The 17,406-nt window shown below is 56.8% G+C and carries 13 protein-coding genes; all 13 read right to left on the reverse strand.

Features of this window, described 5'->3' with window-relative positions:
- Positions 1–9: 9 nt before the first annotated feature.
- The 13 genes from AC0YNU_RS01775 to metH all read right to left on the reverse strand — a co-directional run bounded on the left by AC0YNU_RS01775 (position 10) and on the right by metH (position 17,271).
- Positions 10–1,368: a HAMP domain-containing sensor histidine kinase gene (locus AC0YNU_RS01775; protein WP_475752598.1), complete on the reverse strand. Its 1,359-nt coding sequence runs from the start codon at positions 1,366–1,368 to the stop codon at positions 10–12.
- Positions 1,365–2,063 (reverse strand): response regulator transcription factor, encoded by a 699-nt coding sequence (locus AC0YNU_RS01780; RefSeq protein ID WP_475752599.1) that lies wholly within the window; start codon positions 2,061–2,063, stop codon positions 1,365–1,367. The genes AC0YNU_RS01775 and AC0YNU_RS01780 overlap by 4 nt, the downstream gene beginning before the upstream one ends.
- Before the next feature lie 197 nt (positions 2,064–2,260).
- A complete protein-coding gene (locus tag AC0YNU_RS01785; RefSeq protein WP_475752600.1) occupies positions 2,261–3,958 on the reverse strand; it encodes a serine/threonine-protein kinase in 1,698 nt (565 codons plus the stop codon).
- A 95-nt stretch (positions 3,959–4,053) separates the two neighbouring features.
- Entirely contained in the window at positions 4,054–5,070 is a 1,017-nt protein-coding gene (locus AC0YNU_RS01790) for an SAM-dependent methyltransferase (RefSeq protein WP_475752601.1), read from the reverse strand.
- Entirely contained in the window at positions 5,070–5,849 is a 780-nt protein-coding gene (locus tag AC0YNU_RS01795; protein WP_475752602.1) for an ABC transporter ATP-binding protein, read from the reverse strand. The genes AC0YNU_RS01790 and AC0YNU_RS01795 overlap by 1 nt, the downstream gene beginning before the upstream one ends.
- Positions 5,850–5,867: 18 nt before the next feature.
- Positions 5,868–6,173: a cyclic-phosphate processing receiver domain-containing protein gene (locus tag AC0YNU_RS01800; RefSeq protein ID WP_475752603.1), complete on the reverse strand. Its 306-nt coding sequence runs from the start codon at positions 6,171–6,173 to the stop codon at positions 5,868–5,870.
- Between the two features lie 7 nt (positions 6,174–6,180).
- Positions 6,181–7,011, reverse strand: a complete 831-nt coding sequence (locus AC0YNU_RS01805; protein WP_475752604.1) for a deoxyribonuclease IV — start codon at positions 7,009–7,011, stop codon at positions 6,181–6,183.
- A gap of 6 nt (positions 7,012–7,017) precedes the next feature.
- Positions 7,018–7,860, reverse strand: coding sequence for an Fpg/Nei family DNA glycosylase (locus AC0YNU_RS01810; RefSeq protein WP_475752605.1), 843 nt, complete (start codon positions 7,858–7,860; stop codon positions 7,018–7,020).
- Between the two features lie 19 nt (positions 7,861–7,879).
- Positions 7,880–8,704, reverse strand: coding sequence for a TIGR01457 family HAD-type hydrolase (locus AC0YNU_RS01815; RefSeq protein WP_475752606.1), 825 nt, complete (start codon positions 8,702–8,704; stop codon positions 7,880–7,882).
- Positions 8,705–8,709: 5 nt separating this feature from the next.
- Positions 8,710–10,029, reverse strand: a complete 1,320-nt coding sequence (locus AC0YNU_RS01820) for a ribonuclease H-like domain-containing protein (protein ID WP_475752607.1) — start codon at positions 10,027–10,029, stop codon at positions 8,710–8,712.
- 198 nt (positions 10,030–10,227) lie between these two features.
- A complete protein-coding gene (locus AC0YNU_RS01825; protein ID WP_475753922.1) occupies positions 10,228–12,474 on the reverse strand; it encodes a DEAD/DEAH box helicase in 2,247 nt (748 codons plus the stop codon).
- A 197-nt stretch (positions 12,475–12,671) separates the two neighbouring features.
- A complete protein-coding gene (gene rnz, locus AC0YNU_RS01830) occupies positions 12,672–13,613 on the reverse strand; it encodes a ribonuclease Z (RefSeq protein WP_475752608.1) in 942 nt (313 codons plus the stop codon).
- A 220-nt stretch (positions 13,614–13,833) separates the two neighbouring features.
- Positions 13,834–17,271 (reverse strand): methionine synthase, encoded by a 3,438-nt coding sequence (gene metH, locus AC0YNU_RS01835; protein ID WP_475752609.1) that lies wholly within the window; start codon positions 17,269–17,271, stop codon positions 13,834–13,836.
- Between the last annotated feature and the right edge of the window lie 135 nt (positions 17,272–17,406).

Genomic DNA, 17,406 nt, shown 5'->3' on the forward strand with positions numbered 1-17,406 from the left:
GCTGCAGTTTTATTTTTTTTGCGGAATCGCGATCGATATGGTCGTTCCCTGCTCGGGCTTGCTGAAGACGTCGATTTGGCCCTCGTGCAGGTCAACGATGCGCTTGGCGATGGACAGACCGAGCCCGACGCCGCCCGTGGTGCGGCTTCTCGCGCCGTCTACCCGGTAGAAGCGCTCGAACAAATACGGCATTTCGTCCTCGGGGATCCCGATTCCTTTATCCGCCACGGAGAATCGGACGACGTTCTTGTGCATCGACAGACTGATATCGATCGGTTCCTTGCTGTATTTAATGGCATTATCGATTAGGATAACGAGCAGCTGGCGGATCTTTTCCTTGTCCGCGCTGAGCCGTATATCCTGCTTGTTCGTCGTATGGACGCGGATCATCCGTTGGAACGTCATATGAAGCATGTCCGCCGTCTCATCGGCCAGCTGCACGAGATTGAACGTCTCCAGCTTGAGCCAGTCTTCCGTTTCGGCCTGCGCCAGCTGGAGCATCGACTTCGTCAGATTTTGGAGCCGCTGCGATTCTTTGCTGATCGCTTCGATGGCTTCGTCCCGGATATTGGCATCGTCCCTGCCCCAGCGCTTCAGCATGCCGGCATAGCTGCTAATGACCGTAAGCGGGGTCTTCAGCTCATGGGATGCGTCCGCAACGAACTGCTTCTGCCGCTCGAAGGTCCGGTCCAGCCGCTCGATCATCTGATTGAACGCCCTGGCGAGCTGCAGCAGCTCCGCGGATTGGTCCCGCTGGGCCAGCTCGATCTTGCGCAGCTTCCCGCTTCGGTCGATCTCCCGCATCGTTTGCACCATGTGCTGAATCGGCGAGGTCAGCCGAGACGTAAACCAATACGTGCCGAAAATAGCGAACAGAATGGCGCCGATGCTCGTAATCGTCAGCGCAATGACCAGTACTTTCAAATAACTGTCGAGCAGCGTAAGCTTCCGGTAAAGCTCCAGCGTACCGATGATTTCATTGTTATGAAAGAGCGGCACCTTCATATAAAGCACGCGGCGTCCCTCGATGAAGAACATACCCGTATCATGCCGCTTGGAGAAGTCGGGCTTCAGCGCAAGCAGCTCCGGATCGGAGCCCTGCGTATTGACCGCTTTGCCGCTGCTGTCGATAACGCGCATCAATTCGCTGACATTATAATAATCCCGCAGCAGATCCGGATTGGCCAGCTGATGGGGATCGTTGATCCGCGGGTCTTCGAGCAGAATATTCACCTTGTTCGTCAACAGCTGATCCTCGCTGCGAATCGTGATCTTAATGACGAACAAATAAACGAAAATATTGAACAAGATCAATATAAAAATAAGCCAAAAAATCGTAAAAAACGTAAATCGCCGGCGAAGCGTCATGCATCAGGCTCCTTCAGCATGTAGCCGACGCCGCGGACGGTATGAATAAGCTTATGGCGATAACCCTTGTCGACCTTCTGCCGCAAATAGCGAATATAGACGTCCACCAGGTTCGTCTCCCCGATAAAATCGTAGCCCCATACTTCGGACAAAATATCTTCGCGGGACTTCTCTTCGTTCCGGTGCTCCGCCAAATAGACGAGCAGCTCGAATTCCCTCGGGGTCAGCTCGATCGGGAGATCCTTGCGGTACACTTTGCGCGTGCGAAGCTCGATGGAGAGATCGGCGGCCTTCAGCACGTCCGGGCTCTCGGCCTCTTTCGGCTGCGCCTGGAAGATGCGAAGCAGATTGCGCACGCGGGCAAGCAACTCCTCCATTGCAAAGGGCTTCGTTATATAATCATTGGCGCCATGCTCGAATCCGCTGACTTTGTCCGGAATCGTATCGCGCGCCGTTAATAGAATAATCGGTATCGGATTGCCGGCCTGCCTGATTCGCCGAAGCACTTCGATTCCATTCAGCTCGGGCAGCATCACGTCGAGCAGCAGCATGTCCCATTCGCCGTTCGTCGCTTGCTCCAGACCGCTCCTGCCGTCCGAAGCGCGGCCGACGAAATAACCTTCATGCTCCAGCTCGAGCTGAAGAATCCGCGCAATGCCGTCTTCATCTTCGATGACAAGAATGCGTTCGTTCATACTATCTCTGCACCTACTTTGCTCTAGTCTGTTGCGGGCCGAAGGGGCCCGTTCCCATAATCATAAATAAGCATGTCCGTCAATGCAAGCTTCGGACAGGTCCGAGCAGCACCGTCAGCATCGGGCATGCAAGTTTGTAAGCGCTGCACTTAAGGCGCTATGGACATCATTGTAGCATAGAACCGCAGCAATCGGAGTCATCGCGAAGCGAAGATGCCCTTCAACACAGGCTGCAAGGCGCGTTCCAGCTGCGCAGCCCATCTCGCGTTTGCCGTTGCCCAACGTCCCTTCCATACCTCATCGGCCCATTCTTGTGCCGGCAGCTGCGGAATCGAACAACTAGGCCTAACCGGCATCGAGGCGAGCCATTCGCCGCGGGCGGCGAATTTCCCGTCTTTGTTTGCGATCCAGCAGGTCGACCGCCCCTCGCGTTCGCGTTCGAAACAAATGCGTTTCGCCGCTGCCAGCCGTTGAATCGTCCATTTGGCCGGGTAAGGATCCACCACGAAGAGGAGGTCGTCGCAAGACGCCAGCAGGCGCTCCATATCCGGCGAGAGCCAGCGGCTGGACACGTCGGTGATAAAGACCGAGGCTTCAATGTTCTGCATCATGAGGCGATGCTTCAATTGAAGATCCGCAGCTTGCTCCGATGCACCAGACACTGTCGGATCCAGCGCGCACCAGACGAGACGCGATGAAGTCGATGCAAGAATCCGATACCGATTGTCTCCGATCGGACTCGTCCATGTCTGCCGCCTGTCGGCAGCGGGAAGCAGCGCATGCCATTCCGGTTCCAAGGAGGGATGCTCGACGCAGGCTACAGCAGGCCCCGCTTCCCGGTCCAGAAGGTGAGCCAGCGTCAGCGCCGTAAAGGTAGCCCCCGCTCCCGGAGACAATGAAGCGACAATAACGGACCGCTGCCGCTGCAGCGCCGACACCTTCCTTGATGCTGTCATCTGCGAATGAGCGGCTATTCCTTCTGGAACGCCTCCTTCAAGCAAACAAGCAGACAACGCAAGTCCAGCTTCCTTCATAGTGGCATACCGACATGCCGGGACGGGGTCGGTCATTCGTCCGATGACCGCCGTCAGCGCTGCCGATCCGCCAAGCAATCCAATGCCCGCACCGGATCCACGATCGTCGAAAAAGCCAACATGCCCATACTGCCCCGGCCTCTCGTCTCGATACTGCTTACCTTCTCCATAATGTCTATTTCCACCATATTGCCCCCGTCCCACTTTACCCCCGCCGGTCAGCAAATAATGAAGCAGTGCTCCTAGACCGAATACGTCCGTTCTTGCGTCGCTCTGCTGGTTTCCCTCCTGCTCAGGGGCGGCAAACCCAGGCGTGCCGAGCGTTACCGTATCCTTCGTCTGTCCCGGCTTGAATTCGCGCGCGATGCCGAAATCGATCAGCCGCACGAAACCGTTGTGGTCGATCATCACATTCGTCGGCTTCAGGTCCCGGTGGATGATAGCCGGCTGCCTCCCGTGCAAGTAAGCAAGCGCCGACGCCAGCTGCAGGCCGATGTCAATCGCTTTTGGCGCAGCAATGTAGCCGTCCTGTTGTTCCAGATAGGCCTGCAGCGTCATCCCGTCAATGTAATCCATCACCATCACTTCAAAGCCGCCGTTCCCCGCAGCGGGAAAATAGTCCACGATCAATGGCAAATGCGGGTGATCCAGCCGCATCAGCAGGCCCGCCTCCTCTGCGCTTCGTTGCCCGCCGCCTTCTTCTGCCTTGCTTACTTTCAATGCGCGAATCTTCCCATGCAGCCGCATATCCTCCGCCGCATAAACCTCGCCCATGCCGCCTTTGCCGATCCGTCCCTGAATGCGATAACGGCCTCCGATTATTGTACCGTTCTCCAACGCTGCCAAACCCTCGCGTTCCATTGCGCCATGCCTCCCCGTTCACGCAAAAAAGCACCCTGAAGGGACAGACCGTCGGCCTGCCCGTTCAGGATGCTTTCCTGTACGCGTCGCTATAATTATCGTTTGACCAAGTATAACGTAATTTCGTCCCGATTGTGGAACAGTTGCTTCGCCTTGCGCAGCTCGAACACGGTCTCCAGCTTCGCAACGACGTCCTTGATCGTCTGCAGCGGCTTCTTATGCATCAGCTTGACGGTAATCACGGCTGCCGCTCCGTCGCGCAGCGCATCGGCTTTCTCCAGCACCAGCTTGGCCATTTGCATCGGGCTCCAGCTCATATCGCACACAAGCAGATCGAAGGTGCCCGGAGCAAAATGAACGTCCGAAGCGTTCTTCTTTAATGCCGTTAAACGCGGATAGGCCGCAAGCTTCGGATGAAGCTCCGCGGGATCGACGGATGTGACGCGAAGGCCGCGCTCCAAGAGCAGCTGCGTCCATCCGCCCGGTGCCGCGCCGATGTCGAGCGCTTCCCGGAAGGTCTCCAGATACAGCTTGAATGCCCGTTCCGCCTCCAGCAGCTTAAACTTCGCCCGCGAAATTTGTCCGTCCTCGCGCTGGAAACGAATCGCGCCTCCAGGCCAATCCGACAGCTGCTCGGCAGGAGTTCCCCAGCCGACGTACAGCTCGCTCTGTCCTGCGAAGATGGACAGAATTTGTTCCGGCGACTGCATCGTCGTTTCCCCGCCCAGCTCCATGATCACGGCATCCAGCACCGCTTTCGTATCCGCGGCGGAATACGGGAATGACGTGCCGTCGACGCGCCTTAGATGAATCGCCGTCGATCCGTTCTCCCAGCGCATCCGCGCATGGCGTACAAGCTCGGAAAGCGCTTGAAGATCGTCGGCGCTGCCTTGAATCGGCACGATGCGATCGATCGGCTGGATATGCCGCAGAAAAATCGGCTCGCTCTCCTGCAGCTTCGCCAGCATCTCCTCGCGGTACAGAGGCACTTCCATCCGAAATACTTCCCCCGCGATAAGCTGCGTAAATTTAATGCCCTGAATCATTCTGCGAAGCTCTTCCATCGCAAGCGAGGCAAAGCCGTGATTCGCGGTTCCAATCCATTCTGTCACTACGTTCTTCCTCCTGATAATGCCCTTATCCACGGGCGGTCGTCTGCCCAATGAACTTCCACGGGCCAATCATAAGCGGAGCTTAGCCACTCCGCGCTCAAGACGTCTTTCTTCGGTCCGGCTGCCACGATTTCGCCGTTCTGCACGAGCGCGACATGCGTAAACAGCGGAACGATTTCTTCCATATGATGCGTAACATACACGACCATCATATCGCGCGCCCCGAGCCGGTCAAGGTCGATCAGCAGCTTCTCGCGCTCATAGAGATCCAGACCGGCGCATGGTTCGTCCATAATAAGAAGCTTCGGATTCAGCATCAGCGCGCGGGCAAGCATCACTTTCTTCCGTTCGCCTTGGGAAAGCGAACCGAGCGGCTGTTCGGCCACATGCAGCAATCCCACTTCGTCCAGCAGCGACAACGACTTCAAACGAACGGCCTCGTCGATCTCCTGGTAGAAACGGAGAAATGCGTATTCGCCCGTCGCCACGACTTCCCAGACCGGATCGCGAAGCGTCAGCTTCTCCATGACGGATTGACTGATATAACCGATCTCCTTGCGGACCTCCCGCACGTCGCATTCGCCGTACGGATAGCCCAGCACGTTGACTTTCCCTGAAGTCGGAAACTCGTAGCCGGTCATCATCTCGAGCAGCGTCGTCTTGCCGCAGCCGTTGCGGCCGAGGATAACCCAGTGCTCCCCTTTGTTCATCCTTAAATTAATGCCATTAAGAATTTGTCTATCCCCGCGGCGGAACGTAATGTCCGTTAATGAGATCATGCCAATCCCCTCCCAAGCTTACTGTTTCATCGGCCCATGATGGATGATTACTTCGGGCGGCGCATGCTGCTGCAGCAAATGAATCATGCTTATTCGCCCCGCCGAGCTGGAAGTGTGAAAATAGCATTCGCGCGGATAGCGACCGCTGTCCACGATATGCTGTACTACCTCCAAGCCGTTCGGCTGCCCCCAGCCGAGCTCGAAATCCAGGGAAAGCACGTCCACCTCTTCATGATCCAGAAGCAGCTTGCATTCCTCTGCTGTCGTCGCGAGCACGAACCCTTGCGGGCATGGCCTGTAATCATCCAAATAGACGTTGATCATATCGTGATTAGCCTCCCAATTGCCGAATAAGATCCATTTGTCCCTTATGCGTGCCGTCTTTCCCCGAAGGCGTTTCCAATATAAACGGCGTAGCTGCAAGCAGCGGATGCTGCAACAGCCACGCTAAGCCCGGCTCGCCGATGTATCCTTCCCCAAGGACAGCATGCCTGTCCCTTTTTTCCCCGCTCGGGAAGACGGAATCGTTCAAATGAACGGCCACGAGATGATCGATCACGCCGAGCTCGGCCGCCTTATCCAACCATAGCGCATCTGTACTTCCGTCCCAGACGCCGCTCGCGAACAGATGGCAGGTGTCCAGGCAAAAGCCGATTTTGTCGGAACCGGTGCACAATCCGCGGATTTGCGCCAGCTCTTCCATCGTCGTGCCCATGAACGTATGATCGCCGGCTTGATTCTCGATGAGGAGCTTCGCCTTGCCGCTCCACTGCTGCGCGATCTCGCTCAGCGTGACGACCGCGTTCCGATACCCTTCCAGCGGATCGGGTCCTTTGTAGACGCCGAAATGAACGACGACGCCGAGCGAACCGCAGGCCTCGGCGATCTCCAGATCGTTCAACAAAGATATGACCGTCCGCGCGCGATGCTCGGCATCTTCCGATGCGACGTTCGTCGGATACGGCGAATGCGCGATCGATACGAGGCCATGCTCGGAACAAAATTCGGCGCATCGGACCGCCTCGGCGCGGTCGAACGATTTCACCGACAGACTGCGCGGATTCTTGGGAAAATACTGATACGCCTGCGCCCCGCAAGCGGCCGCCGTTCTCGCCGCTTCGCGGTAACCGCCTCGCGTGGATACATGAAGTCCGGCCCGCATCTCCGATTACCGGTCCTTCTGGCAGGACGGACAATAAAAGAGCTTGCGCGAGTTCAGCTCGGTTTGGACGATCTCGGCGCCGCATCGCGGACAAGTCTCCCCGCCGCGATCGTATACGCGGCAATGGTCGTTGTAGCCGCCGGTCACTGTATCGTCGGCGGTCAACGGAAGCTCCATATAGCCGCCATGCGCGACAGCATCGTTAAGCACGGCGTGCATGGCTTCGTATATACGTTCCCAGGATGCTGGTTCTATGGCGTTAATTCTCGCGTCCGGGCGAATGCCCGCTTCGAATGCGATTTCGTCCGCGTAGCAATTGCCGATTCCGGCGATGACATGCTGGTCGACGAACGCGGTTTTGAACGAGCCGCGTTTGCTCTTGAAGCGCTCCTTGAACGCCTCCAGCGTCAGCCTTGGATCGAACGGGTCCGGTCCGAGTTCCGCCAGCCGCGCGTTCGCTTCTTTCTGGCTGAGCAAGTGGAGATAACCCAGCCGCAAGCCGATAAAGCACAAGTCGCCCGCCGGGAATCCGATCGTCACCTGAACGGTCCGATCGGGCCGTTCGGGCGGCAGCCCCTCCGGCGTCAGCAATGTATGCGACTCGTACCGGATCAGTCCGCCGAGCATCAAATGCAGCAGCATCCTTTTTCCGTTATCGAGGTGAAAGAGTATCATTTTGCCGCGCCGTTCGACGAACCAGACGGTACGGCCAATCAGCTCCTGTTCGAACGTATCGACGGGAACGTTGATGGACTTCGGCCTCGTCACGAGCACCTTCGTAATGGGCTGGCCGGCAATGCGTTCAGCCAGCAATCTGCGGTAATGTTCCATTTCCGGATATTCCGGCATGCCTTCAACTTCCTTCCTATCAGCGCTGCCTCTGTTCGGTCAGCTGGCTGCCGAGCCATTCCTGCAAACGATGCAGGTCAGCGATAACCTCGTCGGCCCCGCATTCTGCCGCTGCAAGCAGCTCTTTATAATTGTCGGCTGTTGCTAGCCCAGTTAATACTAGCACCGTCTTGCATCCTACAGCATTTCCCGCCGCGATATCGGTCGCCGGGTTGTCCCCGACCACCCAGGTTTCATTCGCTTCGAGGCCGAGACGCTTCAGAGCAAAATGCATCTGAATCGCGGATGGCTTGCCGATCACGATCGGCTGCACGCCGGAAGCGGCCCGGATGACAGCGGAAATCGAGCCCGCGCCGGGAATCAAGCCGTTCTCCGACGGCAGCAGCAGATCGGGGTTCGTCAATATGTACTGCGCGCCGTTTCGGATATGCCGGACGGCGGCAGCGATCTTATCGTAGGTCAGCGAACGGTCAATCCCCTGCACGACCAGCTCGGGAGCTTCGTCGTCCAGCTGCAGACCCGCTTCCTGAAGCGCGGCAAGAAGCCCGGCTTCGCCGACCGCGTGAACGCGCGCGCCTGGGCTGCGTTCCGCAATATAGGCGGCTGCCGCTTGCGCGGACGTGCAGACGTCATCCGCCACCGCCGGTATCCCCATACCGTTCAGCCGTTCTGCCACGGCCTCCGGCGATGCGGACGAATTGTTCGTTACGAATAAATAGCGGAGCTCTTCCTTGCGCAGCACGCCAATCAATGCATCCGCGCCGGGAATCATGTTGCTCCCGTGATACAAGGTCCCATCCAAATCGATCAACAATCCCCGGAGGTGATTGACCCCGTTCCCCATGATGCTCACCCCTTCGATCGTTTCAAGCGCAAACGGTCGATCCGTTTGCGAATCAAGTCCAGCTCGGTTCTTCGCTTGCTCTGCAGACGGTGGCCGGCTTGCCGCCGTGCCGCCATCTCGAGCGCCTGCTCCGCCAAGAGCAGCGCCTGCTCGAGCTCCTTGGTGCGATGCTCGTAATACATCGCGAGCTCAATATGAGCCTCATAGTCCGGCCATGTCAAATCGGCTGACAGATGCACAGCCTTCTGCCACAATAACACAGCCCGATGCCAATTTCCACATTTCTTGTCGCGTTCGGCCAGCAGGCATAGGCACTTCACGGACGGCCGCGCGTGTACGGCAAACCGGGCGTACAGCGGTTCCGCGATCTCCGTCTTCCCCATCCGCTCCAGCCATAACCCCGTGCGAAGCAGCTCCTCGGCTTCATCCGGCAGCGGGATATGCGTTCCCATCCCGCCGCCAAGAAAATGGCCGAAACGGATCGCAAGCGTTGCCAGCGAGAGCATATCCGTCTCGTTATGCTGGAAGACGCCGAGCAGCGGCTCCGGATTCCCGTCGGCGAGATATTGAAAATAGATCGCCGGCGCCAACGATCCCGGCACATCGTCTTCGCGCTTGATGCCGAGCCGCTCTTCTTCCACATGGCTGAGCCTGCAGGATACGAGCGTGTTGCGCCAGATGGCTCGGGACGGATGAAGGAGGTCGATATGTACCGGATTCCAATCAAACGTCCGGTACCCGTGCAATATAAACCGATTGTACAAGACAGGCCAGTCGAACGTGCGGCCGTTGTAAGTGACAAGATGCGAGAAGCTTGGCAGCAGCGCGCGCAAATAGCCGATCATGGCCCGTTCCTCGGCAGGATGGCGGATCAGCATCTGTTTGACGATAAACATGTCTTCCTGTGCATAGGCCAGCCCGACCATGAACGGTACATTGCCCGCGCCAACGCCGAGTCCCGTCGTTTCCAAGTCAAGAAACAGCAGATTCATCGCGCCTCGGCTGCCGCTGTCGTCTCGGTTAAAGGCTGCCAAAGACGGCTGCGTCTCCATCAGCTCGGCGAGCCGATGCGAGCCGTGCCAGTGAGACAAAGGGTAGCGGCTCTCGCGTACGAGAAAATCGCCTTCCGCCGACTCGATCAGCTGAACCCCGATCTCTTCCCATGCTGGCTCGAGTGCCGGCATGTTGGGTTCGATCTCTCCGCTGGAATGCTCAAAGCTGATTTCGCCCGTTTCCTCCGTATTCTTCCATTGCATGCCATCATCGGATGCATTCGTCGAATGCACCTCAATATCGTCGGCAACATCGACAGAAGACGATTCCACAGGAGCTCCCATAGAAGGTTCAACAGCACTCTCTGGCATACCTGCGAGCCGTTCTGCCTGCGCGGCCTGCGTGCTTCGAAGCCGAAGCAGCCGGTCTCTCAGCCCGCTCATATCGAAACACCCGCTTTCGCTGACTGTTCAAGCTGGATCCATTGACTTGGATCAGGCGAAATGATAATGGATACGTAACCTGACATGTTACAATCCCTCCAACAACAGAAGACTCTTCTTCTTCGCGTCCATGCCCTCGATGTCCGAGCTAATGCACGAAGGACAGCCGTCCACGCAGGGACATTTTCGGATCAGGTCGATCGCGGCGGCCTTTACCTCGTCGAAGCGCTTATAGACGTCGTCCGCGAGACCGATGCCGCCGGGATAGTGATCGTACACGAATATCGTGGGCAGCCCGGAATGGTTCGCTTTGATTTGCGCCGCGACGTGCACGTCGCTCCGATCGCACATGACGAGCACCGGCACGATGTGATTCATCACGTTGGCGATTCCGAGGAGCAGCTGTTCAAGCGCCTTCGTTCCGAGCCGTGGATCGACGTCCTTCAGCTCCAGCCAGGTTGCGCTCGTATGCAGCTCTTCCTCGGGCAGATGAATAGGCCCGGATCCGATATTTTCGAATGTGGTCAGCTTGATTTTTTTGAAAATCGTCGGAATCGCGTTGACCGTCACATCGCCGAAATGGATGGCGGCGCCGTCCCGCTCCCGGCTCCTGTCGATCTCCAGCACCTTCAGCTGAATCGCCAGGTTGGCATCCGTGTAATATTCCACGTCGACCTCGCGCACGTACGCTTTCTTATGCTCCCAATCCAGCTTCTCGACTTGGTATTGTACGCCTTCGTGAAGATAGATGGCTTCGTCATGAAGCAGCGTCATCGCGCTGAAGCGATCCATTTCGCCGATGATTTTGACATTGCCCGTATAGGTCTGATCCACGATCACCACATTTTCCTGGGATGCGGATCTCAAGCTGATATTGCTTGCCGGGAAAGCGAGATTCGCCCAATAGAACGTATCCTTGTTCTTGTTCAGCACCCGTTCTTCAACGAGATAGTCCATGATATCCGCCACGTCGAGCGGACCGAAGGTCTCGGTTTCCTTGAACGGAAGCTCGTACGCCGCGCACTTGAGATGGTCTACGAGAATAAGCAGGTTTTCCGGATTGATGCGGGCGAATTCAGGCGAACGTTCGAAGAAATAGTCCGGATTTTGGACGATATATTGGTCGATCGGGGTGGACCCGGCAACCATGACGATCAATGCTTCGCCATGGCGTCTGCCTGCCCTGCCCGCTTGCTGCCAAGTGCTCGCGATGCTCCCGGGATAACCCGTCATGATGCACACCTGCAATTGCCCGATATCCACGCCAAGCTCAAGCGCGTTCGTGCTGACGACGCCGAGTATCTCCCCGTCTCGAAGTCCCCGCTCGATCTCCCGCCGCTGCTTCGGCAGATAACCGCCCCTGTAGCCGCGAATCGACTTGGCCCCCAGCTCATTTCGGACCAACTCTTGAATATGGCTCAATATAATCTCGACGCGCACTCGGCTTCGTGCGAATACGATGGTCTGGATTTTGTTTTTGAGAAAATCGCGCGCCAGCTGGTTGACTTCGACCGTCGCGCTTTTGCGAATATTGAGCGGTTTATTGACGATCGGCGGGTTATAGAAGACAAAATGTTTTCGCCCGCTCGGCGCGCCGTTGTCATCGATCAAACGCATCTGGCTGCCCGTTAACTGCTCGGCTAAGGCTCTCGGATTGGCGATCGTTGCCGACGTGCAAATGAAGACGGGATCGCTGCCGTAAAACTTGCATATCCGTTTCAATCTGCGGATCACGTTCGCCACATGGCTGCCGAACACCCCGCGATAAGTATGCAGCTCGTCGATTACGACGAATTTCAAATTCTCGAACAGGCTCACCCATTTGGTGTGGTGCGGCAAGATCGCCGAATGCAGCATATCGGGATTCGTGATTACGATATGGCCCGCCTTCCGTACGACCTGTCGGATCGTCGGGGATGTATCGCCGTCGTAGGTGTAGCTTTTAATATCGATGCCCATCTCGCCGATGATCTCGTTCAATTCGCTCTTCTGGTCTTGCGCCAGCGCCTTGGTCGGGAAGATATAGAGCGCGCGGCTCGTGTCGTCAGCGGCGATCGCCTGCAAGACGGGCAGGTTATAGCACATCGTCTTGCCCGAAGCGGTAGGCGTGACGGCAACGATATTCTCGCCCTTGTCTACTGCCTGATAGGCAGAATGCTGATGCGTATACAGCTCCGTTATGCCGCGCTTGACGAGCGCATCTCGAATACGGGTATCCACGCTCTCGGGTATGGGCCTTGACTTGGCTTCTCTTGGTTCTATTTCATGCCAGTGGATGACATTATCGTTATGGCGCAGATCCTGAATCAGTTCAGGCAAATTTTTCTTTTTCAACATAAAACGGCTCACCTCTTATATGCACCATTTTAGCGAATATCTGTTCGCTTGACTAGCGAGAAGTCAAAAAAGCGCGGCAGCGAATCACCATGCAACGAAAAAGCCCCCGGCAGGGTCGAATCGCTTCGACATCCCATCCGAGGGCGCAATACCGGACATTCAATAAAGCTCGCGACATTCATGCATGGTCGTACTCATCCGTCATGGCTACGCGAAGGCTTAGGTACGTGAAATTCGATCATTTCCACGGCCGGCTCGATCGCGGCGAAAATCTCTTTCACGCCGTTCGCCAGCTCCGCCACCTGCTCGTCATCGTACCGGGAGCTGAAATGGGTGACGATCATCCGCTTCGCTCCCGCCTCTCTGGCGGTTTCCGCTGCTTGGGTGAACGTCGAGTGGCCGTAAGCGGCCGCCTTTTCTTCGAGTCCTCCCGCAAACGTTGCCTCGTGAACGAGCAGGTCCGCCTGCTTCGCGAGCAGGACCGCGTTCTCGCATGGACGGGTGTCTCCCAGAATCGTAATGACACGCCCCGGCTGCATATCGCCGACGACATCGGATGCGCTGATGGTGCGCCCATCCTGGAGCGTGACGTCCTCGCCTCGCTTCAGCCTGCCGTACCATGGTCCCGGCGGAACGTTCAGCTCCGCCAGCCGGCGCAGATCGAGCTGCCCGAATTGCGGACGTTCCGTAATCCGATAGCCGAAGCAAGGCATGCGGTGCTGAAGCTCGGCTGCTTCCACGATATATCGCTCGTCGGCCACGACCTCGCCTGCGCTTATTTCCACGATGTTCAGCTCATAATTCAGATGCACGCCGGTCAGCTCGAAGATGGTTTCCAAATAACTGCGCAGGCCGATCGGACCGTAGATGTTCAGCGGACCCGCGCCTTCAAAATAACTCCGGCTGCTAAGCAGGCCGGGCAGTCCATTAATATGATCGCCATGCAGATGCGTGATGAAGATCCGCTCCAGCTTGTTCAGCTTGAGCTTGGTGCCGAGCATCCGGTGCTGCGTAGCCTCGCCGGCATCGAACAACCAGAAGGTGCATTGCGGTTCAGGCAGCGACAAAGCGATCGATGTGACGTTGCGGGTTCTGGTCGGCCTGCCCGCGCTTGTGCCGAGAAACGTAAGCTGCACGCTGTCTCCTCCATTCCAAAGCGAATCGCGATATAGGATATTCCATGCTTACTAACACTACAAATTCGATAATCAACACACCGCAAGCCCACTGAAAGCTCATTGAAGCACACTGCAAGCCCGATAATCAAAACTGCAAACGCGAAATGCAATCCTTATAACAATACCCTCCAAAGGGCACGGTTCATACCATGCTTTGGAGGGTACGCCAAATTTCGGCTTACACTTTCTCGACGTTGAAATATTGCGCTTCCGGATGGGCGAACACCATGGCGGATACCGATGCTTCCGGTTCCATCATGAAGCCTTCGGTCAGCTGTACGCCGATATCCTCCGGATGCATGAGCTCGAACAGCGGTCCTTGGTCCTCGAGATTCGGGCACGCCGGGTAGCCGAACGATACGCGAATGCCTTGGTAACGGGCGCCATGGCGCTGCTTCATCGTCATGTCCGGATGATCCGGGAAGCCCCATGTATCGCGCATGAGATGGTGGACGCGTTCGGCCATCGCCTCCGCGACTTCAAGCGCCACGGATTGCAGCGCGTGCATGCGAAGGTAATCGCCTTTCTCTTTCGCCTCGCTCGCTTTCTCGCGCACGCCCTCTCCCGCAGTGACGACGAGGAAGCCAACGTAATCCATCACGCCGCTTTCCACGGATTTCAAGTAGTCCGCCAGGCATAGGAACGGCTCAACCTGTTGGCGCGGGAAAGTAAACCGCTTGATCTCCACGCCTGGCTGCTTCGGATCGTAAATGATGATGTCGTTGCCCGAAGACTGCGCCGGGAAGAATTGATACATGCCGTGGGCTTGGAGCGAGCCCTTCGCCGCTTCGTCGAGCAAGTCGTCGACCGTCGTTTTCAGATTGACCGCCTTCTCGTTGCCTTCTTTCAATAACGCGTCGACATTGCCTTTCAGCCCCAAGTGATGACCGAGCAGCATTTGCATGTTCACATACGGCACGATGTGCGGAATCGGCACACTGCGAAGAACGTGACGGTCAGTATCCGGCGGAATAAATACCGGTGCATCGACAGAAATGTTCGATTTGACCGCCCGCGTCAGAACGGGAAGCGGCTTCTTCTCTTCCTCTTCTACGCCGCCGTTCGCTTTGAAAGCGGCCATTTCATCCTCGTACGCGCGGCGATGATCGGGGTTCATCAGCTTGTTGGCAATATCCAAGCCATCCATGGCATCTTTCGCATACAGCACAAGACCATCGTATTCGGGACCGATACGCGTCTTCGTGAATTTCCGCGTCAGTGCGGCGCCGCCGACCATGATCGGCGCGTCAATGCCGGCATTGCGCAAATCCTGTGCCGTCACGACCATTTGCGCCGCGGATTTGACGAGAAGACCGGACAAACCGATCGCGTCGACCGGCTCTTTCCGATAGGCTTCGATCAACTGCTCCGGCGGTACCTTGATACCGAGGTTGATGATTTTGTAACCGTTATTGGACAAGATGATTTCAACCAAATTCTTGCCGATATCATGTACGTCGCCCTTAACGGTCGCAAGAATGATTTTTCCTTTAACCGCGGATTCCGTCTTCTCCATGTGCGGCTCCAGATACGTTACCGATGCCTTCATGACCTCGGCGCTCTGCAGCACCTCCGCCACGATCAGCTCGTTGTTGTTGAACAGCCGGCCGACCTCTTCCATCCCCCGCATCAGCGGTCCGTTAATGATTTCGAGCGGCGAATATTTTCCCATGGCTTCGTCCAAATCGGGATACAAGCCTTCTTTCGTACCTTCCACGACGTACGAACCGAGCCGCTCCTCCAGCGTCAGCGAGGATACTTTCTCTTTCTTCACGACCTTCTTCTCGCGGAAAGCCGCGACGAACGCAGCGAGCGTCTCGTCGTTCGTGTTATAGATCAGCTCTTCGGCCAAACGGCGCTCTTCCTCCGGAATGGACGCGTAGCGCTCAAGCTTCTCCGTGTTGACGATCGCGTAATCGAGGCCAGCCTTCGTCGTATGGTAGAGATACACCGAGTTCAGCACTTCGCGGCCCGCATCCGGCAAGCCGAAGGAAATATTGCTTAGGCCGAGAATCGTCTTCGCGCGCGGATATTTGGCCTTGATCATCTTGATGCCTTCGATGGTCTCGACTGCGGAGCCGATGTATTGCGGATCGCCGGAACCGACCGGGAACATGTTCGGGTCGAAAATGATATCCTCCGGCTGCATGCCGTACTTCTCCGTCAACAGCTCGTACGAACGCGTCGCCACTTCCATCTTCGCTTCGCGCGAGACTGCCTGACCGCGCTCGTCGATGAGAATACAGACGACCGCAGCACCGTAACGATGAATGAGCGGCAAAATCTTCTCGAACTTCGATTCGCCGTCCTCCAGGTTGATGGAGTTGATGATCGCCTTGCCTTGCGAATATTTGAGCCCCAGCTCGATGATATGATCGTACGTCGAATCGAGCATCAGCGGTACTTTGATCTTCTTCACGACTTCCGGCAGGAACCGGTGCACCGCATACTCCTCGTCGATATCCGTATCCTGCAGATTGATATCGATGACATGCGCGCCGCCCTTTACCTGGGCACGGGCGATTTCGGATGCCTCGTCGAACTTTTCTTCCTTGATCAGCCGTTTGAATTTCCGCGAACCGGAAATATTCGTCCGTTCGCCGATCATGATCGGCCGGTTGTCCTCTTCAATGAAGACCGTCTCGATTCCGGAAACGGCCGGCGGATGCTCGCCGTACTGCTTGCGCGGCTCGTAGTTCGCAAGCGTCTCGGCCATGGCGCGAATATGCTCCGGCGTCGTGCCGCAGCAGCCGCCTGCGATATTCAGCCAGCCGTTCGCGGCGAAATCGGCAATCTTCTTCGCAAGCGACGCGGGCGATTCATGATAATTTCCGTTCTCGTCCGGCAGTCCCGCATTCGGATAACAGCTGACTGCAGTCCGTGCGATTGCCGACAACGAGCGAATGTGGTCACGCATGAATTCTGGGCCCGTGGCGCAGTTCAGGCCGATTGAGATCGGATTCATATGCTCCAGGGAAATGTAGAACGACTCGATGTTCTGTCCCGCAAGCGTCGTGCCCATCGGCTCGATCGTTCCCGAAATCATAAGCGGCAGCGTGACGCCTGTCTCCTCATAAGCTTTGTGAATGCCGATCGTGCCGGCTTTGACGTTCAGCGTATCCTGCGACGTCTCAAGCAGCATGGCATCGACGCCGCCCTCGATTAACGCCAGCGCCTGTTCGTAATAGTCGTCGACGAGCTTGTCGAACGTCACCCCGCCCGTTACGGATAGCGTTTTGGTCGTCGGACCGAGCGCGCCGGCTACGAATCTAGGCTTGTCCGGCGTCGAGTATTTATCCGCCGCGGCACGAGCAAGCTTGGCAGCAGCGAGGTTGATCTCGCGCGCTTTCTCCGGAATGTCGTATTCCGCCAGTACGACGCCGGTGGCACCGAACGTATTCGTCTCGAGAATATCCGCGCCAGCGGCCAAATAAGCTTCATGTATATCTTGAATGACGTCCGGCCGGGTCAGCACGAGCATTTCGTTGCAGCCCTCCAGCTCCTCGCCGCCAAAATCGGCCGGTCCCAAGTCGCGCTGCTGGATCATCGTCCCCATTGCGCCGTCCAAAATCAGAATGCGTTTCGCCATTGATTCTTGTAGTGTAGGTTTCGTCATTGGTGCACTTCCCTTCCAAAGCTGCCGCTCGCAAGCCGAACCTTTTTTCAAGGCCTGCCCAAGGTTTCAGCTAAAAATCATTTCCTTATACTCTATCAGAATTCGACCTTTGTGAAAAGGCATTTCCAACCTCGC

The sequence above is a fragment of the Paenibacillus sp. J31P316 genome (assembly GCF_056269105.1).